Source organism: Mesorhizobium sp. M0772 (assembly GCF_040320135.1).
GTDB lineage: Bacteria > Pseudomonadota > Alphaproteobacteria > Rhizobiales > Rhizobiaceae > Mesorhizobium.
Map to the genome: position 1 here is coordinate 87,807 of NZ_JAMYPB010000019.1, position 19,970 is coordinate 107,776.

The 19,970-nt window shown below is 60.0% G+C and carries 19 protein-coding genes and 1 pseudogene; 12 read left to right on the plus strand and 8 right to left on the minus strand.

The window, feature by feature from the left end; translation table 11 throughout:
- Window positions 1-16: 16 nt before the first annotated feature.
- Both NKI06_RS15320 and NKI06_RS15325 read right to left on the minus strand, forming a co-directional pair.
- Window positions 17-988, minus strand: a complete 972-nt coding sequence (locus NKI06_RS15320) for a type II secretion system F family protein (protein ID WP_023738771.1) — start codon at window positions 986-988, stop codon at window positions 17-19.
- Window positions 988-2,373, minus strand: a complete 1,386-nt coding sequence (locus tag NKI06_RS15325; protein WP_352657297.1) for a TadA family conjugal transfer-associated ATPase — start codon at window positions 2,371-2,373, stop codon at window positions 988-990. Before NKI06_RS15325 ends, NKI06_RS15320 begins: the two co-directional genes overlap by 1 nt.
- An 809-nt stretch (window positions 2,374-3,182) precedes the next feature.
- Here NKI06_RS15325 and NKI06_RS15330 point away from each other — a divergent pair.
- The 11 genes from NKI06_RS15330 to NKI06_RS15380 all read left to right on the plus strand — a co-directional run bounded on the left by NKI06_RS15330 (window position 3,183) and on the right by NKI06_RS15380 (window position 12,900).
- On the plus strand, window positions 3,183-4,226 hold the full coding sequence (locus NKI06_RS15330; protein WP_352986043.1) for a phosphatase PAP2 family protein: 1,044 nt from the start codon (window positions 3,183-3,185) through the stop codon (window positions 4,224-4,226).
- Between the two features lie 468 nt (window positions 4,227-4,694).
- Window positions 4,695-4,907 (plus strand): Flp family type IVb pilin, encoded by a 213-nt coding sequence (locus tag NKI06_RS15335; protein ID WP_023738775.1) that lies wholly within the window; start codon window positions 4,695-4,697, stop codon window positions 4,905-4,907.
- Window positions 4,908-5,005: 98 nt separating this feature from the next.
- The gene (cpaB, locus tag NKI06_RS15340) at window positions 5,006-6,034 is read left to right on the plus strand and encodes a Flp pilus assembly protein CpaB (RefSeq protein WP_352986045.1); all 1,029 of its coding nucleotides are present in this window, start codon (window positions 5,006-5,008) and stop codon (window positions 6,032-6,034) included.
- A gap of 49 nt (window positions 6,035-6,083) precedes the next feature.
- Entirely contained in the window at window positions 6,084-7,529 is a 1,446-nt protein-coding gene (locus tag NKI06_RS15345; RefSeq protein ID WP_023738777.1) for a type II and III secretion system protein family protein, read from the plus strand.
- 4 nt (window positions 7,530-7,533) lie between these two features.
- Window positions 7,534-7,803, plus strand: a complete 270-nt coding sequence (locus tag NKI06_RS15350; protein WP_352986047.1) for a hypothetical protein — start codon at window positions 7,534-7,536, stop codon at window positions 7,801-7,803.
- A 72-nt stretch (window positions 7,804-7,875) separates the two neighbouring features.
- Entirely contained in the window at window positions 7,876-9,378 is a 1,503-nt protein-coding gene (locus tag NKI06_RS15355; RefSeq protein WP_352986049.1) for a pilus assembly protein TadG-related protein, read from the plus strand.
- Window positions 9,379-9,383: 5 nt separating this feature from the next.
- Window positions 9,384-9,926: a TadE/TadG family type IV pilus assembly protein gene (locus NKI06_RS15360; protein WP_280790903.1), complete on the plus strand. Its 543-nt coding sequence runs from the start codon at window positions 9,384-9,386 to the stop codon at window positions 9,924-9,926.
- Between the two features lie 2 nt (window positions 9,927-9,928).
- Window positions 9,929-10,579 (plus strand): TadE/TadG family type IV pilus assembly protein, encoded by a 651-nt coding sequence (locus tag NKI06_RS15365; protein ID WP_023738781.1) that lies wholly within the window; start codon window positions 9,929-9,931, stop codon window positions 10,577-10,579.
- Window positions 10,576-11,742: a CpaE/TadZ family protein gene (locus NKI06_RS15370; protein WP_352986052.1), complete on the plus strand. Its 1,167-nt coding sequence runs from the start codon at window positions 10,576-10,578 to the stop codon at window positions 11,740-11,742. The genes NKI06_RS15365 and NKI06_RS15370 overlap by 4 nt, the downstream gene beginning before the upstream one ends.
- Before the next feature lie 37 nt (window positions 11,743-11,779).
- A complete protein-coding gene (locus tag NKI06_RS15375) occupies window positions 11,780-12,310 on the plus strand; it encodes a L,D-transpeptidase (protein ID WP_502900594.1) in 531 nt (176 codons plus the stop codon).
- Window positions 12,307-12,900 (plus strand): hypothetical protein, encoded by a 594-nt coding sequence (locus NKI06_RS15380; protein ID WP_352986056.1) that lies wholly within the window; start codon window positions 12,307-12,309, stop codon window positions 12,898-12,900. The genes NKI06_RS15375 and NKI06_RS15380 overlap by 4 nt, the downstream gene beginning before the upstream one ends.
- A gap of 22 nt (window positions 12,901-12,922) precedes the next feature.
- Here the strand turns inward: NKI06_RS15380 and NKI06_RS15385 are convergent, their stop codons facing one another.
- The gene (locus NKI06_RS15385) at window positions 12,923-13,462 is read right to left on the minus strand and encodes a hypothetical protein (RefSeq protein WP_023738785.1); all 540 of its coding nucleotides are present in this window, start codon (window positions 13,460-13,462) and stop codon (window positions 12,923-12,925) included.
- 129 nt (window positions 13,463-13,591) lie between these two features.
- Complete coding sequence (locus tag NKI06_RS15390) at window positions 13,592-13,780, minus strand: hypothetical protein (protein WP_156931615.1); 189 nt, start codon at window positions 13,778-13,780, stop codon at window positions 13,592-13,594.
- A 237-nt stretch (window positions 13,781-14,017) separates the two neighbouring features.
- Here NKI06_RS15390 and NKI06_RS15395 point away from each other — a divergent pair, with 237 nt between their 5' ends.
- Window positions 14,018-14,326 carry an AIPR family protein gene (locus NKI06_RS15395; RefSeq protein WP_023741151.1) on the plus strand — a complete coding sequence of 103 codons (309 nt, stop codon included), beginning with the start codon at window positions 14,018-14,020 and terminating at the stop codon, window positions 14,324-14,326.
- On the opposite strand, the gene NKI06_RS15400 is transcribed toward NKI06_RS15395, so the two are convergent.
- The 4 genes and pseudogenes from NKI06_RS15400 to NKI06_RS15415 all read right to left on the minus strand — a co-directional run.
- On the minus strand, window positions 14,295-14,642 hold the full coding sequence (locus NKI06_RS15400) for a conjugal transfer protein TraD (RefSeq protein ID WP_352841295.1): 348 nt from the start codon (window positions 14,640-14,642) through the stop codon (window positions 14,295-14,297). The two genes, NKI06_RS15395 and NKI06_RS15400, sit on opposite strands and share 32 nt — an antisense overlap.
- 278 nt (window positions 14,643-14,920) lie before the next feature.
- Window positions 14,921-16,258, minus strand: coding sequence for an HlyD family type I secretion periplasmic adaptor subunit (locus tag NKI06_RS15405; protein ID WP_352986058.1), 1,338 nt, complete (start codon window positions 16,256-16,258; stop codon window positions 14,921-14,923).
- A gap of 19 nt (window positions 16,259-16,277) precedes the next feature.
- Window positions 16,278-17,951 (minus strand): type I secretion system permease/ATPase, encoded by a 1,674-nt coding sequence (locus NKI06_RS15410; protein WP_352986060.1) that lies wholly within the window; start codon window positions 17,949-17,951, stop codon window positions 16,278-16,280.
- A gap of 201 nt (window positions 17,952-18,152) precedes the next feature.
- Window positions 18,153-19,970, minus strand: a pseudogene (locus tag NKI06_RS15415) (beta strand repeat-containing protein); the annotation flags it as partial.

A 19,970-nucleotide genomic window follows, 5' to 3' on the forward strand; every position in this document is an offset into this window, starting at 1 on the left:
TCTGTGCTTCGCCCCGTTAGATATCGAAGTTGACCATTCGATACATCATGTAGTCGCCCAACAGCGCCCAGCCCGCTGAAATTGTCATCGCCGGCAACATAAGCGGATTGTTCCAGACGGTGCCATAGTAGGAGGGCGCGGTGACCTGAAGCGCCAGGAACATCACCACGGGAAACAAGGATATGATCCAGGCCGACATTCGGCCTTCCGCCGTAAGCGCTTTGATCTTCAAGCGCAGTTTTTGCCGTTCACGCAGGACCGACGCAAGATTTCCCAGAATTTCGGTGAGATTGCCGCCGGTCTTGGATTGGATAGAGAGTGAGACCGACAGCAAATGCAAACCTTCGAAGCCGACCCGCTCCGACAACTTCCGTACCGCCTGCTCAAGGCTGAGACCGAAAGTGATCTCGTCGGACACGATGCCGAATTCGGTTCCGAGCGGGTCGGGCATCTCACGTGCAACCAAGCTGATTGCCACCGATGCCGGATGACCGGCCCTCAGCGACCGTACGATCATGTCAAGAGCGTCAGGAAGTTGCTGGGCGAATTTGCGGATTCGCCTGTTGCGCGCTCGCCGTAGAACCAGCAAGGGCAGCACGAAGCCGATGACGAAAAAGGCCACAATCCCCAGAACCACCGGCAGGGCGGTCAGTAACCAGAGGAGAAGCCCTGCAACCGCTCCCGCTAACAGAAAGATTGTTGCGAAGAGGATTGGATTCCCCGTGGTACCCGACTGCGTATAAAGCCTGTTTAAGCCTACTGCTCCGAAAAGGTAGTCGCCGGTGTTGGTCAGGCCTCGCTCGAGCAAAAGACCTTGCAGTGTCTGTTCTGCCGGCCCCTCCTCTTCGAGCCGCTTTAGTCGGCGATTGATAACTCCGACCCTTGCATACCGCGCGGAATACGACACGTAGAGAGACTCGACCGCTAGGATCACCGAGGCGGCTGCCAATACGTAGACGAAATAAAGCAGGGTCTGTCCGGTCAGCATCACAGCGCAACCTGCGGATTGAATGCATCCTTAGCGAAATGATGTCCCAGCGTAGCCGCTTCCGTGGCAAAGCGCGGTCGGACACCCGTTGCCCGAAAATCTCCGATGATGGTGCCGTCGGCTGCGACGTCACGCCGGACAAAATGATAGATTTCCTGGAGCTGGACGACATTGCCTTCCATGCCGGTCAGTTCGGATACGGAGACAACCCGCCTGCCGCCATCGGAAAGACGCTGCGTCTGCACGATGATGTCGATGGCGGATGCGATCTGCGCCCGGATGGCATCATGGGTCATCGGCATTCCGGCCATGCCGACCATCTGTTCCAGGCGCGATATCGCATCACGCGGCGTGTTTGCATGGATGGTGGTCATCGACCCCTCATGGCCGGTGTTCATGGCCTGCAGCATGTCAAAGGCTTCTTCGCCACGCACCTCGCCGACGATGATGCGGTCGGGTCGCATGCGCAGTGCATTCTTGAGCAGCTCGCGCTGGCGAACCTCACCCTTGCCCTCGGTATTGGGTGGGCGCGTCTCCAGCCGGCCGACATGCGGCTGCTGCAATTGCAGTTCAGCTGCATCCTCAATGGTGATCAAGCGCTCCTTCGAAGGGATGTAGCTGGACAACGCGTTGAGCAAGGTCGTCTTGCCGCTGCCGGTGCCGCCCGAAACCAGGATGGATTTGCGCGACTGCACGGCGATCCGGAGCAAGTCGATCATGGGGGGACGGATCGAGTTGAATGCCATCAGGCGTTCGAGCGAGTAGGGATTTTTTGAGAACTTTCGAATCGAGACCAGCGGGCCATCCACCGAGATCGGCCGCACCGCGATGTTGACGCGCGACCCGTCTGCCAGGCGGGCGTCGACCATCGGCGCGGATTCATCGACACGGCGGCCGATCGCCGAAACGATCTTGTTGATGATGCGCAGCAGATGCGCCTCGTCACGAAAACGAATCGGAGTTTCCTCGATCACGCCGCGCCGCTCAATGAAGACTCGGTTGTGCGTGTTGATCAGGATATCAGCGATGGAGTCGTCCTTGAGCAGCGGTTCGATTGGCCCCAGGCCAAGCATCTCGTCGGCGGTGTCGCTGGTCAATTGATCAAGTTCACGTGCATTCAGCGGCACGTTTCGAATGCGGACAAATTCCCGCACGATCGGCCTGATTTCGTTGAGGATCTCGTCCTTGGTTGCCGTTTCGAGCGCGGCCAGATTGAAGCGGTCGATCAGATGGCGGTGGATCTCGACCTTGAGCGTCAGGAAATCGTCGCCATGTTGTTCAAAGTCTGGCGCCGGGATCGGTGTCGCATTTGACACCGCCACAGCGATCAGTGGCGGCGCTTCTGCCCGCGGCTCATTTGGTCCTTTGATAAAGCGGCCCAACATCGCTCAAGCCCCCCCTGAAATTCCCCAGGATCAGAAACTAAGCGTTAACCAAGAGAGGCACAAGCGTCGAGCGAGGCGGTGGACGCTTATTACTTACAACATAGTTAAAGCCGGTGCGCAAAAAAATCGATTTTGTTGCAACGCTGCGCTCGGCCGCCATCACGAACCACCCCCGACTATTCGACATCACGGAATATTTCACATCGCAACGAACGCATACAAGTGGGAGATGGTCGTAAGCCACTAGATATAAATGAATATGCTGATTCGCTAAATTGACTCGCTTTTCGCCGTAGATGCGGTCACATGGTGAATGAAAGGTTCACGGTGCTTGGAAAAAAGCCAAATCAAGCTCTCGCTAGAGTTAAATTGGCCCCGGAACTCAATATTCAGGTATTTGAAGGCCAACAAACAGTTAATCGGTTTGACTTTGCTTTTTCGTACGACCTAGGCTCCGGGTGATGCCGGGATGCATGAGTATGGATTTCATCCTTGGCCCGTCTCTTGGCAACAATGTAGCGGACGCCGAAACCGCCATCAGTCCGCGGGAAAACAGCCGGCGCAGATGTGATTGTACGCCGCCGCCTCAGAGATCGACGCCACATATCATTAACCGGGGACCGCTAATGTATCCGCGAACGGGGGCGTCCAATGTTCGATAGGCAGATAGTCCTGATAGTCCTTGCAGGCGCGATTATCGGATCGTCGGCGGTCGGCATTGAACGCTATGTGACAACACCGGCCAAGTCGCAGGCTGTCACCTATGACCCACCACCGCTTCCAATGATCAAGAAGAAGCCAGTCCGAAAATGGAAATGGCGCCTGACTTAGCGGAACACTCCGCAATCCGTCCCCGCCTCGCCCCATCTGCCAAACTGGCATGCATTGCCCTGCTGTATGCCGCAGTCGCGGCATGCCTCTTCCCGCGATCGTACCTTTCGGCTTTCGGCGACACTCGCCTGGTACTCTACTACTTGCTTCTGCCGCCGATGATGCTTGTTGGGCTAGCTGTCGCCGGAATGATCAACAGGCCCAAATCTCCTCTCAGCTTCGTACGCGAGAAGCTGGTTTCGCGCGGCATCGGGGCCATCTCGACCATCGCTATCTTCATGGTATGCGTCGCGGCCTTCACGGCCTACAAGCACGACCTGTCCGGCATGGTCACTTTCTTTGCCGATCCATGGCTTGCCGGGGTCGACGCGGCCATTCATTTTGGCGATTCCTGGCGATGGACTCGATCGGTGCCGGTCCCCGCTCCGATCGATAGGGTGCTCTACATACTCTATTCCCAGTTCTGGATCATACAGGTTGCAATGGTTGTCCTGCTTGCGGCCTGGCTGGAGCGGCCCGACGCACGTCAAAGATATTTCGTCGCGTTGATGACCATGGCCATCGTGCTGGGTCTCTGCCTCCGAGTTTTAGGTTCGTCGGCTGGGCCTATCTTCTATGACCGGATTTTTGCTGGATCGCGCTTCGTCGATCTGATGTCAGCGTTGAAAGACAGCAACGCCGGCCCAGATACCCTGAAAATCAGCGACTATCTCTACGCTTCCTACACGACCAATCGAGCCGTGGTCGGCAGCGGCATATCGGCAATGCCGAGCTTTCATGTGGCAATCGTCACCTTGAATGCCCTGTTCCTTTGGAGCCTCAACCGTTGGGTTGGCGCCGCGGCGTGGGCATACGCCGCCGTGATCATGTTCGGGTCCGTCTATTTCGGCTGGCACTACGCCGTCGACGGCTATGTCTCGATTTTGGCCACCTTGCTGATATGGCGCCTGGCAGGCCATGTTCGTTCAGCTGGTCCCGACGCGCGACGTCTCAAAGCCGAGCCAGCAAGCCCATATCGATAGAACTAAGGGGGTAGGCCGCAGGACACAATGGCGCATCCCGTTACTTTGCCGAAATTAAAGAGCCAGACCAAAAAAAATCGTTTTATTTTGAAACTCTGCATGTGCAAGCAGACGCCGGCCTCAACTCACGAAACATTTCCCATCGTGACAAGCGCTGTGGCGCCGAATGAGTGCCATAAGCCCTTAGATATAAAGGATTATGCATCTTAGCTAATATAAGGGCCCGTTTACCCGGGGTGTGGCATAATTGTGAACGAATGGTTAAAGCGGCTTGAAAAATTAATCGAATCAAGCTCTTGTCCGAATTGAAGCCGCTCAGATTCAGATATTGGAAGGTAAACGAATTGTTAATCTGTTTGACTCTGCTTTTTCGCGGGACCTACGATTGAGGTGACGGGGGATGCTTGGGTATGGGGTTCATCCTTGGCTCTGTCTCGTCGGGTTCAACTCCAAAGGGGAGAAATTGACATGAAGAAGCTCATGACGATGGCCCGGCAGTTCCGCGACGACGACAACGGCGCTGCTATGGTCGAATATTCCATCCTGGTCGGCATTATCGCCACCGCGTCTATTCTGATCATCGTCGGCATCGGTTTGTGGGTGACCGGACGTTTCACCGCTCTCTGCGTTGGTCTGAATGCTGGACCTGGCAGTTGCGCCGTGGGTGGCTCGGGTAGCTGATCACTCGCGCTATCCTCAGGCCCGGACAGGGGGTCCGGGCCTGAGATTTAGCCGCCGGACAAGGCGGCTGAGCAACAAGCCTTCCTGGGGTTGGGGTCATGCGCGCAAATACAATCATAATGATCATTCTCGCCGGCGTGTTCGGCGTGCTGGCGGTTGTGCTCGCCAACATCTGGCTGGCCAACCAGCGCAGTGCCATTGCAAAGACAGGCGATGTCCCTCGCGATACGGTCGTCGTGGCGTCAGTGGCGCTGAAGTTTGGTGACACACTGTCCGCCGACAAATTGCGCGAGGTCGCGTGGCCGACGGGCGCGGTTCCGACTGGCGCCTTCAAGACAACAAAGGACCTGCTGGACGGAGAAGGTTCGAAGCAGGCGCTGCAGGCGATCGGCGTCAACGAACCAATTCTCGCCACCAAGATCACCGGCCCCGGCCAGCGCGCCACGCTTTCGGCAGTGCTCGGCGAAGGCATGAAAGCCGTTTCCATCAGGGTCAACGACGTGCTTGGCGTTGCCGGATTCGTCTTCCCCGGCGACCGTGTCGATGTCTTGCTGACACGCACGGTGCGCAATGCCGACGGTGTGGACCAGAGTTTTGTCGACGTATTGTTGCAGAGCATGAAGGTGCTCGCCGTCGACCAGGTCGCCGATGAGAGCAAGGACAGCCCCACGGTCGTCAAAGCCGTAACGCTTGAAGTCAGCACCAAGGATGCACAGAAGCTTACCTTGGCCGCCGGCGCCGGGCAATTGTCACTGGCGTTGCGCCAAGCAGCCGCGAGCAAGGGCGAGACGACCGAACGCGTCACGGTATCGGACCTGACTGCCGAAACGCCGGCAGACGTCGCAGCCAGGCAGGCCGAACTCGACAGGAAGGCCGCAGCCGATGCCGCGGCCGCCGCGGACCGTAAGCGCGCGGACGACAAGATTGCCGGGTTGGCACAGGCCGTGGAGAGAGTCGGAAGCCAGCTCGACCAGTTGAGCAAGGTCAAGCCGGTCGTCGCGGCGGCCCCGCAGGAGGTCGCCAAGGAAGTGGTCAAGTATGTTCAGCCGGAGCCGCCAAAGCTGGCGACGGTCGGGGTCTTTCGGGGTGTGAAGCTCGAATCCTATGAAGTGCCGCGACAGAGATAACAATGCGCGGCGCATTGGAGCTGCTATCGGCAGCAGTGGGGAGATACGGATGCAAGGGTTTCGGGTAAGGATAGTGGCGGCCGCGCTGTCCTGTTTGGCTGCGCTGCTGACCTCCAGCCTTGGGGCTGAAGCAGCCGACCGTTACATCGACGTATCGAACCCCAGCGTCCATCGCATCTTCCTGCCGATGTCACAGTCGGTGACGCTCCAGGTGAGCGCCAATCTGGGCGATATCGTCGTCGGCGACGAGAAGATCGCCGATGCTCAGCCGATGACCGATCGCACGCTCTATGTCATCGGCAAGGGCGCCGGCACCACCACGGTCAATCTCTTCTCCCCTGAGAAGCGCTCACTCGGCGTCATCCAGATCGAAGTCGGCGTTGACGTCAGCGACATGGCGCAAGCGATCCGGCAGGTGGCGCCTCGGGCGCGCATCGAGATCGGTTCGATCAACGGCAAGGTCAGGCTCGGCGGCCATGTCAAGGACGGCGCCACGCTGGCATCCATCATGGAAGTGGCGCAGCAATATGGTCCCGACGCCATCATCAATTCCGTCATTGTGGATGATAGCCAGCAGGTCAATCTCGAGGTCCGCGTGCTGGAAGCCAAGCGCAATGCCGGAAGGGATCTTGGCGTGTCGATCAAAAGCACGAATGGCAGCGGCACAACCCGTACAGGAACGGGCATCGCCGCCGCCGACAAAGATAACGTAGTGCTTGGCCCGGGCGGTCTGCTCAGCGGTCTACTGTCGACCAGCAATCCCTTCGCAGCGTTGATCACCCGCGTCATTGACAGCAACATCAAGGTCGACCTGATCATTGAAGCGCTTGAGGCCAAGGGGGTTGTGCGCACGCTGGCTGAACCCAATCTCACCACCTTGTCCGGTGAGCCAGCCAGCTTCAACGCCGGCGGCGAAGTGCCTATCCGTGTCGTCGGGAATGATGGCCAGATAACCATCACGTACAAGCAATTCGGCGTTAATTTACTGTTCACGCCGGTCGTACTCGACGACGGCAAGATCCATATGAAGCTGGCGCCGGAAGTGAGTGACCTCACGGGTTTCACCACCGCCGGCGACCCGATCTTCACCAACCGCAAGCTCGATACCGTCGTCGAACTGCGCGATGGCCAGAGCTTCGCGGTCGGCGGGCTGCTGTCGAGCAAGACCATCAAGCTGCAAAACCAGGTGCCGTGGCTCGGCCAGGTTCCGGTCATCGGGACGCTGTTCCGCAATTCGAGCAACCAGAAGGAAGAGACCGAACTGGTCGTCATCGTCACGCCGCATGTCGTGCGGCCGGTGAAGCCCGGCGAACAGCTGGCGACGCCGTTCGACAAGACACGGCCGGCCAACGATCCGGAGTTCTTCGTGCTCGGCCAGCTTGAGGTGAACAAGGATATGATCCGAAAATACGAAACGGGCGACGGAGTGACCGGCCCCTATGGCCACATGCTGGACTTCAAATCGAAGGACAAGATGCTCTATGTCAAGAAATAGCGTCGTGATCCTCATTCTGTGCGCCGGTGCACTATCGGGCTGCGCCGCCGACTATCTGAACCACTACGACTCGGTGACCCTGGCCGCCGGCGATACGCAGAAATACAATTCGCTGCTGCAGACGGTCGATCCGTTCAATCCGAACGCGAAGAACACACATATCGAAGGTGACGGCACGCGGGGTGCGCTTGTTGCGCGCAACTACAAATTTCCGCCGCCACCGCCGCCACCGCCAGCGATTACGGTGAATGTCGGCACGCCGACCACGAACTAAACAGAAGGATGCGGTTTTATACGCGCCAGACGAACGAGGGGTTCTGGGGCCAGGGGAGCTAAGAGTAACGCCATGTTGCGAATTGTTCGCGCGTTCTGGCACGATCAGAGGGGTATAGCACTCATCCTGGTCAGCATCATGTTGCCGGCGATCGTCGGCTTCTCGCTGTTGGTGATCGACGCGAGCCGGGTCAACAATCTCCACAATGATCTGCAGAAGGCGGCTGACGCCTTTTCGTTGGCTGGGGCCGCAGAGCTCGATGGCCTGCCTGGTTCCTGGGCAAGAGCCGAGCGCGCCATGGCGACGCTGGTCGACAATGAAAGCAATTTCTCGAATTCGGGCCGGTTCACCCTGACCTCCGGGCAACCGGGAGGAGCGCTCAGATGCAACAATTCAGGGAACATCTCCTGGTGTTTCCTGAAGGCAATCCCCGCCGCCGACGGTACGAAGATAACGACGGTCAACCAGGCAACTTATCTTGCCAATTCCGATCCTGCCATTGGCGAAGATGAGACCAAATTCATTCAAGTCACGGTCGCACCGACCGGCTTCAGCGCCTTTTTCCCGGTCTCGTTCCTGTCGAGTTCGGCGAGCGGTTCATTCAGTGTCGGTGCAGTTTCCGTCGCGGGCTTCACGTCGGGTGTTTGCGAGTACACGCCCGTTTTCATGTGCAATCCGTATGAGGATACAAGCATCACCGGCGGCGTCACGCTGGAGCAGGCAGCGCAAACCAGGCAATACCGTCGTCGCCAGATCAAGCTGCGCGGAGACGGGTCTTACTTTCCAGGCAATTTCGCTTTCCTGGCTTCGCCTTTCGGCAACGGCGCCAGTCAGCTCGAAAGGATGCTAGCCGACTCCAAGCCACAGAATTGTTATTCGCGCGATGGCGTCGACACGGAACCGGGACAGAATTCCGGTCCGGTGAAAGATGGCATCAACTCGCGCTTCGGCATCGACGCGTCATCGTTCTCGGACGGGCCTGGGGTCAATGTGCGCAAGGGTGCCATAAACTGGGATCAATTTGTCAAGGACAACAAGGTCGACTACCAAACAGACCCGACCAAAGGCATCGGGCTGGAGCGCGACTCGTGTCAGATCGCCGGCAACTGCACCTTGATGGGTGGCCGCATGGGCGCCGGCGACTGGAACTTCGCGCGCTACTGGGCCGCCAATCATCCGACACGCACCGTGCCGGCGGCTTTGTCCGGCACTGGCGCCGATCTCCCGACGCGGTATGAAGTGTATCGCTACGAGATCGACAACAACGTCGTTTCGGACGCGTCCGTTGGCGGCGAAAAAGGCACGCCTCCTGCCGGGGCCGGCACCCCGATCTCAATCCCCGACCGCCGGTTGCTTTATGGCGCAATCCTGGACTGCAATGCGCTCAAGGCGTCGGGCATGAATTTCAGCGGCCGCCAGACGGGCATTCCGGCCAGGAGATTTGCCAGCTTCTTTATCACAGAGCCGATCATCGACGGTAAGGATATCATGGTGGAACTCGTCGACATCACAGGCAGGGGCGGTAGCGGTACGCTCGACAACTACCTGCGCGACGAAGCCCAGCTTTACCGGTGATGGCGATGATCAGCCTCCTGTTCCGTCACCTCGACAGATTTCGACGCGACCGGCGTGGTACCGCACTTGTCGAAATGGCATTGATCGCGCCGGTGCTGCTGCTTCTGTCGGCGGGCGTGTTCGAATTCGGCAACCTGATCCATGACAAACTGCTGATGGAGGCAGGACTTTCGGACGCAGCCCGCTTCGGCGCGCGCTGCAACAGCAAGATGTACACCGATGCTGGGCTTGCGGCGATCAACTGCGCCGACATCGCTGCCAACATAGCGGTCTTCGGCAATGCGGGAGGCACAGGCAACCCGCGCATCAGTGGCTGGCAGAAATCTGGGGGCGCATCCAACAACGCGACGGTGACAATTGCTGCTATCGCTGACTGTCATGACGCCGTCGTTGCCGGCGTCACCGAATACCGCTCCACTGTTGCGCAGGTCTGCATCGTCAGGGCTACAGCATCCTATCCCTATAGCGACATCGGTATGCTGTCGCTGTTTGGCCTCGGCCCGATCACTTTGGGAGGATTTCACGAGGAGCGGTTGATCCGGTTCTGAAGATGATCAGGCGTTTTGCAAAATCGGAGGACGGCGCGGCGGCGGTGGAAATGGCCATCGTTTCGACGCTGTTGTTTACGCTGACGCTGGGCTTCGTGGATTTCGGCTATGCGCTCTACCAATGGAATGCTGCAACCAAAGCGGTCCAAATTGGTGCACGACTGGCATCGATCTCCGATCCCGTCGTAACCAATCTGACCGCTGCCGCACCCACCACGACGCCAGGCGCGCCGGTTATCGCCGGCGCGTATGGCCCCTTCGTCTGCAAATACACCGGAACCACGGGCGCTTGCAGCAACGGCGGCACGTTCAACGCCACCGATTTCAGCCGCATATTCCGGGGCGACACGGCTGTCACCAACAACGACGACTGTCCGGACATCACGGCAGCCCAGCGGGCCACCATGCGGCTAGGCATGTGCCATTTCTTCCCCGGCCTGCTGCGCAGCAATGTCGTCATCACATATGCCGCCACTGGCCTCGGCTACCAGACACGGCTGGGCGGCCCGGTCCCGACGATCACCGTCAGCCTGCAGAACATGACCTACCAGTTCTTCTTCCTGGGCGGGCTGATGACACGGTTCACCTCCCTCACCATGCCCTCCATGCTGAGCACGGTCACGGGCGAAGACATGAAGGTCTCGTATCCATGAACGCCATCAACACCAAGGTTACACCGACCAAGCGAAAGCAGGTGGCGCTGTTCTCGTCGGATCCGAATTTCAAGCGCGATGTGGCGACGCGACTCGATGCGCTGGCGATCTACGACGTCAGGGTTTCCGAGACGAGCGACTTCCTTAGGGGGCCGCCCGCGGATACGCGCCCCGGCATCGTCATCCTCGACCTCGGCAATGGCGAGTTGCTCGGCAGGCCGGGCATCGTCGAGGCGCGCGCCCTTTGGGCAACCGTGCCGCTGATCGCGGTCTCAGACGAGCTGTCGTCGGAGCAGACGCGTGTGCTGGTGCGCATGAACGCTTCGGACTGGCTGCACAAGCCGCTCGACGGCAAGGAACTGCTGAACGCGGTGACCTTCCACGACACCGGCAACCAGGGAACCAAAAGCCGCATCATCACCTTCATCAGCGCCAGCGGCGGCGCCGGCGCGACGACGCTCGCTCTCTCGGCGGCCGAGTTCCTGTCATCGAAGTCGAAAGAGCGGGCGGCTTCCACTTGTCTGGTCGACCTAGATTTCCAGAGCGCCAATTGCGGCGCCTATCTCAACCAGTTCAACCAGTTCGACCTCGGCGGCATCATCGGCCAGCCGGAGAGGCTCGACGTCGAGCTGATGGATGTCATCAAGCTCTCGCGCCCGTCCGGGCTGACGCTCTATTCCTTCGAGAGGCCGCAATTGCCTTTCGAACCGCAGGGCAGTGATTTTGTCTTCCGGCTGCTGGACCTCGTCGCCTACCGGTTTGACGACATCGTCATCGACCTGCCGAACATCGAGACGCCTTGGCACAATTCCGTGCTGTCGACGAGCGATGAGATCTTCATCGTCTTCGAACTCAACGTCGCCTCGCTGCGGCAAGGCAAACGGCTCTACAAGAAGATCCGTGAGTTGCGTGGTAATGCTGTCAGCATCACGCTGGTGGCCAACAAGCACAAGCGCAAATGGTTCGGCAACCACTTTTCGCGCAGCGAGCTGGAAAAGATCTTCAAGGCGCCGCACATCAAGTCGGTCGCGCTGGACAATGCGCTCCTCACCGATGCGTTGAACCGTGCTATCCTGCCTGCCGAGGTGGATGGGCGTGCGCGCTTCAACAAGGACCTGAAGCGGATGTTCAAAGAGCGGCTCGATGACGCTGCTGCCAAATAGGTATCGGATCGTCCTTGGGTTGGTCTGCGCCATCGGCATGGCGCTGGCGATGTCGGTCCAGGACTCCGCCAGCGCGCGATCGGCACTTTCGGATCGGCCGCCGCTGCCGGCAATGGGCCCCAGCCTGCGCAAGACCGTCGCCTTTGAAACCACGGAACAACCCGGAACGATCATTATCCGCAAGGGCGAGAAAGCGCTTTACCTGGTGACCCGACAGGGCCAGGCGCTTCGCTATCAGATCAGCGTCGGACGCGACGGATTTGGCTGGACCGGGGTCGTCAAGGTGGGGGCGAAGACCGAATGGCCGGAATGGCGCCCACCCCGCGAAATGCGCGCCCGCCAGCCGGACCTGCCGCAAATGGTGCCTGCCGGTCCCTACAACCCACTCGGCGCCAGGGCGCTCTATCTGCTTCGGGACGGGCGTGACACGCTCTATCGGATACACGGAACCAACGATCCCAAGGGTGTTGGCTTCGACGGAACATCGGGGTGTTTTCGCCTTACCAACACCGATGTGATCGATCTCTTCAAGCGCGTCGCGATCGGCGCAAAGGTGGTGGTTCAATGACGATGATCAGCGAACCGGACATGCCGGCAATCGAGATTGGGACAGCAACCCACATTGGAGAGCAAGCTGCCGTTGTGAAACCGAGCGACAGAAGCATTGTCAGCGCTGTCATCATCGGCACGTCCCTGCTCACCTTCGTGAACATAATAGCCGCAGTCTATCTCTACCGCGGCATCAGCGATGTGCGCTTTCTGGAAGGGCGCCTGGAACAACTCGGGACGTTCGAACAACGAATCGGCAGCCGGTTGGATACGGTCAACAACGGTTTTCAGAGCCGATTTGAAAAACTGGACACTCAACTGCAGAGCAGCTTTGGCGAAATCAACCGGAGCATAGCCCGGCTGGAACGGAACCAGCCTATTGTCCATGACGAAATCACGTCGAGCGCAGCGGAACCTTCCGTCGACACGACCAGCAGCATGGCGGAGGCGCCTGCTGTTCTCGATGGTGAAGACGCGACCGAGCCCAGCGTCGTCGATACACCGCGTCCGCCCAAAAGGAGGATTGCAGCTGCAGCCCCCGCCCCAAGCTCCAACTACCAGCGCATAGAGCAGGCCGACGGCAAGGTTTACTACCGAAAGATCAACTAGCGCTGGAAAAAGGTGGGCTATCCTAGAGATCTCGCTGCAGAGCAACGAGCCTAGCGGCCAGCGCTTCGGCCCGCTGTCGGGTTTCGCTGAGGAAGATGACATGGCAGTAGGCGCATGCCGTCACGCCCAGAAACAGCACAAGGCTGTTCTTCAAGGTGAAATCGACCGTTAGTTGGAACGGAAGGCCGCCGGGTACCGTGAAAGAGGCGATCGTGCTGGCTGTTTCGGAATGGCTGGTGACAGCGATCATCAACCCGGCGAAAAGCAGGGCGACGTGGTTGGCAAGGAAGAAGAACGCGGCCGACCTTCTTGTGCGGCACGCCATCCAGCAAACCATCGACGCGGCGGCCAGCATCAAGGCATCAAGGACCATCGACGACCCGAGATAAAGATCGACCTGTTGCCAGAACATCGTCGACAGCGGCCTTAGTTCAAGCCAGATCCGCCACATTGCGGGACTGGCCGGATGTGCTCCCAGCAAGAAAGTCGCCATGCGCTCCCCTGCCAAGATCAGCAGGATCAGAGCTGGGAAGGCAAAGAGCATTATCGACTTGCGCTTCATGTCACCCTCGACAAACTGGCAACAAGATAGCTTGCAGAGATTGAGCGAGGCTTAACGGACCGTTGCTGGTGCTGCGGCAGCGCAGCCAGCGGCGCAAGCCAGCTGCATATCAGAAAGCGCCATGCGCCATTAGTTGTTTTGGGTGAGCACGAGCGTCACCACCTTCGGCTCGACTCGTTGCAGACATCGTTCCGGAATATTGGGCCACATCGCCTTGGCGCATCCCTCTTCGCCTGGCGCCGGCGCCAGCGAGAGTTCTGAGCTACGGGCTTCCTCGGCGGTCGACAGGAACACCTGTGTAGCCAGCGCGGTCGCCATGGATACCTGGACGAGGATAAGGGCGTAAGCGCAACTTCTGATCATCCGTTCGAAACGCTGAATTCGCGAGCTGGTTCCAATGGCCTGCCCACCGGGTAACCACGATCGCGATTTTTGCGCTTCAGTGCCTTAGCAGTCATCGAATTCTTAGATAGCAAACCTTCGTCCATGTCCCAGCTCCTCGCCCAGACCGCGGAAACGGACGCGGTGGTTGTGGGCTCAACGTAGGTCTTGCCATTGCTGATCAGCGTGATTGCGCGGCAGACGACCGGTTCGATCTTCCGCGCGTGGCGCAAGGACGATGTGGACGCGAGCCGCCTCCAAGTGCCGCTCAAGATTATCGAGATTCTGGACGATGGTGACATCGAGGAGATCGCGCCGCGCATCTCCCAGTCGGCCAACAATCAGAACAAGGTCGACATGGCCGACTTCTCGTCCAATCATCCTTCCACCGACGGATGCAGGAGCTTTCGGGTCGATCTGGGCGCGCCCGGCGGGCGGTATGCAACGTCAGTCACGCTGGTTCTACGAACGTGCGCGCGGTAGCGACGAAAGCTTCCTGCGCGGGCGTTTGACTGCGGCGTCGGCGCTGGCGCACCGGAGAAGTCTGCTGTTCGGGCTTCGTGCCGGCCGCTGCTCGCGCCAACTGTGGGTAAGTTCGCCGTCCCATCCGCTCGTCACGCCCTTCAGCATCGAACGCCTGGCTACCCTTCTCAGTCCATAATCGTTGGGCTTGCTCGCCTTCGGGGCTCTGGACCTTCGCGGTCATCCAGAGCATCGCGCCGTAGTTGGCAGCGCGATCGTAGTTGGTCAGATCAACGATGCCTGCCTTGACGAGGAGGCCGATCGGACGAACATACACGAACAAACATATTAATTTGTGTTGCAGCCATGTTGCAGGCACAGCAAGGAATGGGCCGAGACATGCCCGGAAAGAAAGGATTTAAGCGACAGAGAGCCGGAAAGTTCGTGCAACATGGAACTAGCCCAACCGTTATCGCCAGAAATCGAAATAAGCTCCCGGACGGGTTGGGCGGCCTTGGAGATGGCGCAGACCATCGAATCAGATGGGTCTCGCCACCTAGCTTGGACCGCGATCCGCAAATTGAAAAAACGCGAATATGTTGGGCGCGAAGCTCGTTACTTCTGGCGAAACGCGGAGTGGAACGACACAGCCAGCGGGCCTAAAATGTAGTCCAGTGCGGTGCGTTCCTCGGTGACGATCATGACTGACGCCGGCATGCCCGGATAAAGCGCAATCTGTGGGGCCGCGGCCAATTCCGCGGGATCGACCGCTACGTCGGCAAGATAGTAGGGAAGCCCGGTCTTGCTGTCGGTGACGCGATCCGCCGAAATGCGGGTGACCCGTCCATGAATGACCGGTATCGAACGCTGCTTGTAGGACGTGAAGCGGACCTCGGCCGTCATGTCGGCGCGCAGGCTGGATATGTCCTCGACCTTCACCTGCGCCTGAACGATCAACGAATTCCTAGTCGGCACGATGTCCAGGATGGTCTGGCCGGGGGCGACGATCGCGCCGGTCGAGAAAACGGTGAGATTCATCACCTGGCCGTCATAGGGCACCCGCACTTCGGCGCGGTCGACCGTGGCTTGCGCGGCGAACATTTTCGGTACCAGGTCGGCGAGGTTGGACTGGGCGTCGATCAGCATGGTAGAGAGTTTTGCGCGGCGCTCGTTGGTAAGCTGCGCAATCTGGCTTTCAAGCTCGGCCTTACTCTGGCGGTTTCCGGCTATATCGCCGAGAGTCTGGTCGATCAGGCCCTGCAGGTCGGAGGCGGAGCGGTCGAGCTCCAGGACACGCGTGCGCGTTGTCAGGCCGGCCTTCAGCAACTTGTTGAGGCCTGCCTTTTCGTCAATTGTCGACTTGAGCTGCGCACGAAAAGATTCGACGCGCGCCTGCTTTCCATCGATCTGCTCGTCGAGTTCGGCTATCCGTTTCTGCAGGATCTGCTTGGCACCGGCCATCGAGGCGCGCTGGCTCCCGAGGTCGGCAATTTGGTTGGCCATCGCGTCCTGCAGATAGGCCTGGTGCTCAGCGGTGATGTCCTTCGGAAAGGCGACTGCCTCATGGCCGTCGAGCTCCGCGCGAATGCGGGCATCGGTAGCGCGCAACAACGCATATTGCTGCGAATAGAGGTTGAATTCGGAACGGGCGTGCGTGTCGTCGAGCACCACCAGCACATCGCCTGCCTTGACGATGTCGCCATCCTTGACGCGGATCTCCTTCACCGTGCCGCCGTCGAAATGCTGTACGCTCTTTCGATTGCCTTCCACCTTGACGATGGCGTCGGCGAGCACGGCGCCGTTAAGCGGGGCAAAAGCCGCCCAGCCGCCGAAGATGCCGAAGAAGGCAATGATGATCAGCAGGCCGACACAGGCCGGCACCCGGATCGAATCCGGGGCCAGGATACCGGTTTCGCCGGACAGGTTCCGGTAGGTGAGGGCGCCGTCGCTCATCGATCTCTCCGGCCACAGCTCATTGGGTTGCCACCGCCATTGGAGCCGCGCGCTGGTGGAGCAGCGCCACGATCTCGTTTCTCATGCCGAAGGCCTCGACGGCGCCATCGCGCAACAGAAGGATCTTGTCGACATTGGCCAAGGTCGAAGGCCGGTGCGAGACGATGATAACTGTGCTGCCGCGGCGCTTGAGCTCGATCGCGCACTCGCTCAGCGCGCGGTCGCCATCGGCGTCGAGATTGGAGCTCGGCTCGTCGAGAATGATCAGGTTCGGCGTCCCGAATACCGCACGAGCAAGAGCAATCCGCTGCCGATATCCTCCCGACAGCACTGCGCCGCCTTCGCCGATCTGGGTCTCGTAGCCCTGCGGCAGCCGAATGATCATCTCGTGCACGCCGGCGAGCCGCGCGGCGGCTATCACCTCCTGGTCGACATTGGTCTTGAAGCGGCCGATGTTGGCGGCGACCGTATCGGCGAAGAGTTCGATATCCTGCGGCAGGTAGCCGATGTGGTCGCCGAGCGCGTCGTGCCCCCACTGCGACAGGTCGGCCCCGTCCAGCCTGACGGTGCCGCGGCTGGGTTGCATGACGCCCGCGAGATGACGCGCCAGCGTCGACTTGCCGGCGCCGGAAGGGCCGACGATTCCCAGCGCCTCGCCTGCGTCCAGTCGGAATGATACGTCGCGGAGAAGCACTTTCTGCTGGCTGGCAATTGCAAAGCTGACCTGCTCGACCGAAACCTTGCCGGTGGGCTTCGGCAGGTTGAAAGATCTTTCGTTGAGCGCCCCCCCGTCGACCAGCTTCTCGACCCTTGCCAACGCCGCCCGGGCCAGGATCAGGCTGCGCCAAAGGCCGACGATCTGCTCGACCGGCTGTAGCCCCCGGCCCAGCAAGAGGCTCGCCGCAAACATGGTGCCGCCGGTGATCTGCCGCTCGATCACCAGATAGGCGCCGAGGCCGAGGATCAGCGACTGCATGGCGAGCCGCAGGAACCGGATCAGGCCGGACATGAGGGCGGCGCGATCGCTTGCCTCCGCTTGGCGCCGCAGCGCCAAGTTACGGTCGCGCCCCCAGCGGCGGATGAGACCGTCGATCATCCCCATGGCGCGAACGACTTCCGAGTTTCTGAGGCTCATTTCGGTAAAGTTGTAGTTGGTCGTCGCCAGGTCGTTGGCCTGCTTCAGCGGCGAACGCACGAGATACTCGTTGAGCACGGCCATGGCGATCAAGAGCAGCGAGCAGCCCAGCGCGAAGAAGCCGAGCCACGGATGCAGCAGGAAGATGATGCCGATGTAGATGGGTGACCATGGCAGGTCGAACAGGGCATGGATGCCGCTGCCGGTGATCACCTGCCTGAACGTGTCGAAATCGCGGATCGGCTGGCTTTGCGAGGAGCCCGGCGATGGGGTCTCCACCGACGCGGCGAGGACTTTTGCCGACAGCAACCGGTCGAGCCGCGCGCTGGCACGCGTCAGGATGGAGGCGCGCACCAGATCGAGGCCGGCCAATGAAAGGAAGGCCGCCAGCAACACCAGGGTGAGCATCACCAGCGTGGTTTCGCTGCCGCTGGTGACGACCCGGTCGTAGATCTGCAGCATGTAAAGCGGGGACGCGAGGTAGAGCAGATTGATCGCCAGGCTGAATGCCGCCGCAACGAGAAAATAGCGGCGGCAGGCCCGGAGCGCGTCCTTCACGATCTTAGATTTGTTGTCGAGACTCAAATATCCAGCGGAAAACCGCCCCCCTGTCCACGCCCGGAACCGACACTACTCCTGATCGTCCAATCGGCCACGTGGTTCCCTTCCTATTCTTGCCGTAAACCTTAATTCGTAAGCTGAATCAGGAGCCCGCAACATGAGGAGAGCCGCGCCTATCCGTGCGGCTCTCCTTTTGGTTCACATCACAAAGTCGCTCACTTGCACCACCGTCCTGCCGGTGCCGTCGTCGGCAAGTGTGAAGCTGTGGGCATCGTAGACGCCGAGCAGGTGGAGCGTGGCGTTGTGCGTGCCGTCCGTGACGGTCAACGTTCCTCCGGCGCCGTCGAGGTCCGCCTGATAGGCAGCGGACGTTCCGGTGCCGAACAGGATGTCTTCGAGGTTCACCTTGTCGTCACTGGTGATGCCGGCGATGCTTCCGCTGAAATCGAAGGAATCGTCCAGCTGCAATGTGCCGGCGGCATCCGCCGCGAACGTGACGTCGGTTGAAGAGGCCGCACCGAACTCAAGCTTCGACAGATCGCCGATCGTGGCATCGCCGTCGCCAGTGACCTGGCCGTTAATGGCAATATTGCCGCCATTGGCCCAGATCATGCCGGAATTCGCCAGCCCGCCGGTGATCGTAAGGCCGCCGGAGCCGGTTGCCTCCAGCGTTCCCGAATTGACGACGACGCTGCCTCCGGTGTCGATGACCAGCGCGTTCGAGCCGGTGGCGATGATGGTGCCGCTGTTGTCGAGGCTGAGCATCCCGCCGCCCAATTGGCCGGCGCCCGAGATCGTGTTGTCGACATTGACCAGAGTGACGTCCGGCCCTGTGCCGGAGATGACGTTGGCGGCGCTGTCGGAGAGCAGGATCTGCCCGCCACCCTGCAGGGTCACGCCATGCTGGATGATCTGCAGCAGCGTATCGCCGCCGACGGAGTCGAGCGAGATGAGGCCGCTGTTGTTGATCGCGCCGCTCAGTGGCAGCAGAGCGCCGTCGCCGATCGTCATGGTGCCTGAATTGTTGACCACCGGCGTCTGGTCGAAGACGAAATTGCCGTCCGTGAGCGCGCTCGAATGCACGCTATCAAGCATGATCGACTGGCCGTCGCCAAGCGTGATCACCGCATTGCCATTGGCATCGTCGGCCATATGCGCCTGGACATCGGCGAAGCTCGCAAAGCCGGAATAGCCGATCAGGTCGATCTTGTCCGCGGCCGCATCGAAACTGTGCACTGTGTCGTCGCCGATTGGCTGCGAGAAGACAAAGAGATCGTTGCCGCTCGAGCCGGTCAGCACGTCGTCGCCGGACCAGGCGAAGATCGGCGAGCCCGGCGCGTAGGCCTCGACATTGTCGGAGACCGACATGCTTCCCGTCGTGCCGTCGGCGTTGATCCAGCTCATCGAGACGTCGAGCACCGCCGCGCCGGTGAAATCGGCAGGCGTGGTGACCGTCAACCCGTGCAGGTCGTTGGTCTGAACCGTCCAGCTCCCGTTGGCGTTGTGGGTTGCACCGTCGATGGTCCATCCCGAAGGCACGTCCTTCACCGTGACGGTGATGAGCGCACCCTCATGCGATGGATCGGTGAGGGCGAGATTGATTGGCTCGCCGGAGGTGCCGGCGGGAGCTGCATGCGTCATCGAGAACGTGTTCCCGGCTGGATCCGTAGCAGTCACCGTCAACGTGTGGTTTTGGAGCTGCGCCCCATTTGCGATATCTGTAAAGGTCCAAATGGAACCGTTCTTGACTATCGAAGCCCAGGTGAGCGGTGTTCCGGCATCGGTAATGGTAAAGCTAGAGACCGCGTCGGAAACGCCTGTCACAACAATCCTTTTGCTCGATCCGCCGGATGTCTCGTAAGTCCAAACCGTAAATGTAGGGTTCTCCCTGTCGATCGCAACGGTGTCGGAGCCCGCACTACCGGTGTTGCCGGCGGTGTCGGTGTAGCTGCCGGCCGTCACCGAGACCGAGCCCTGGCCGGCGAAGCCGTCGTCGGCCGTGAAGGTGGCGGTGAA

Bases quoted from the DNA above. Each gene is read 5' to 3' on its own strand.
- NKI06_RS15375 (WP_502900594.1), top strand. From the start codon at position 11,780: ATGGCGCTGGCGATGTCGGTCCAGGACTCCGCCAGCGCGCGATCGGCA.
- NKI06_RS15335 (WP_023738775.1), top strand. From the start codon at position 4,695: ATGAAGAAGCTCATGACGATGGCCCGGCAGTTCCGCGACGACGACAAC.
- NKI06_RS15405 (WP_352986058.1), bottom strand. From the start codon at position 16,258: ATGAGCGACGGCGCCCTCACCTACCGGAACCTGTCCGGCGAAACCGGT.
- NKI06_RS15330 (WP_352986043.1), top strand. From the start codon at position 3,183: ATGGAAATGGCGCCTGACTTAGCGGAACACTCCGCAATCCGTCCCCGC.
- NKI06_RS15345 (WP_023738777.1), top strand. From the start codon at position 6,084: ATGCAAGGGTTTCGGGTAAGGATAGTGGCGGCCGCGCTGTCCTGTTTG.
- cpaB (WP_352986045.1), top strand. From the start codon at position 5,006: ATGCGCGCAAATACAATCATAATGATCATTCTCGCCGGCGTGTTCGGC.
- NKI06_RS15325 (WP_352657297.1), bottom strand. From the start codon at position 2,373: ATGTTGGGCCGCTTTATCAAAGGACCAAATGAGCCGCGGGCAGAAGCG.
- NKI06_RS15365 (WP_023738781.1), top strand. From the start codon at position 9,929: ATGATCAGGCGTTTTGCAAAATCGGAGGACGGCGCGGCGGCGGTGGAA.
- NKI06_RS15385 (WP_023738785.1), bottom strand. From the start codon at position 13,462: ATGAAGCGCAAGTCGATAATGCTCTTTGCCTTCCCAGCTCTGATCCTG.
- NKI06_RS15355 (WP_352986049.1), top strand. From the start codon at position 7,876: ATGTTGCGAATTGTTCGCGCGTTCTGGCACGATCAGAGGGGTATAGCA.
- NKI06_RS15370 (WP_352986052.1), top strand. From the start codon at position 10,576: ATGAACGCCATCAACACCAAGGTTACACCGACCAAGCGAAAGCAGGTG.
- NKI06_RS15320 (WP_023738771.1), bottom strand. From the start codon at position 988: ATGCTGACCGGACAGACCCTGCTTTATTTCGTCTACGTATTGGCAGCC.
- NKI06_RS15360 (WP_280790903.1), top strand. From the start codon at position 9,384: ATGATCAGCCTCCTGTTCCGTCACCTCGACAGATTTCGACGCGACCGG.
- NKI06_RS15390 (WP_156931615.1), bottom strand. From the start codon at position 13,780: ATGGCGACCGCGCTGGCTACACAGGTGTTCCTGTCGACCGCCGAGGAA.
- NKI06_RS15380 (WP_352986056.1), top strand. From the start codon at position 12,307: ATGACGATGATCAGCGAACCGGACATGCCGGCAATCGAGATTGGGACA.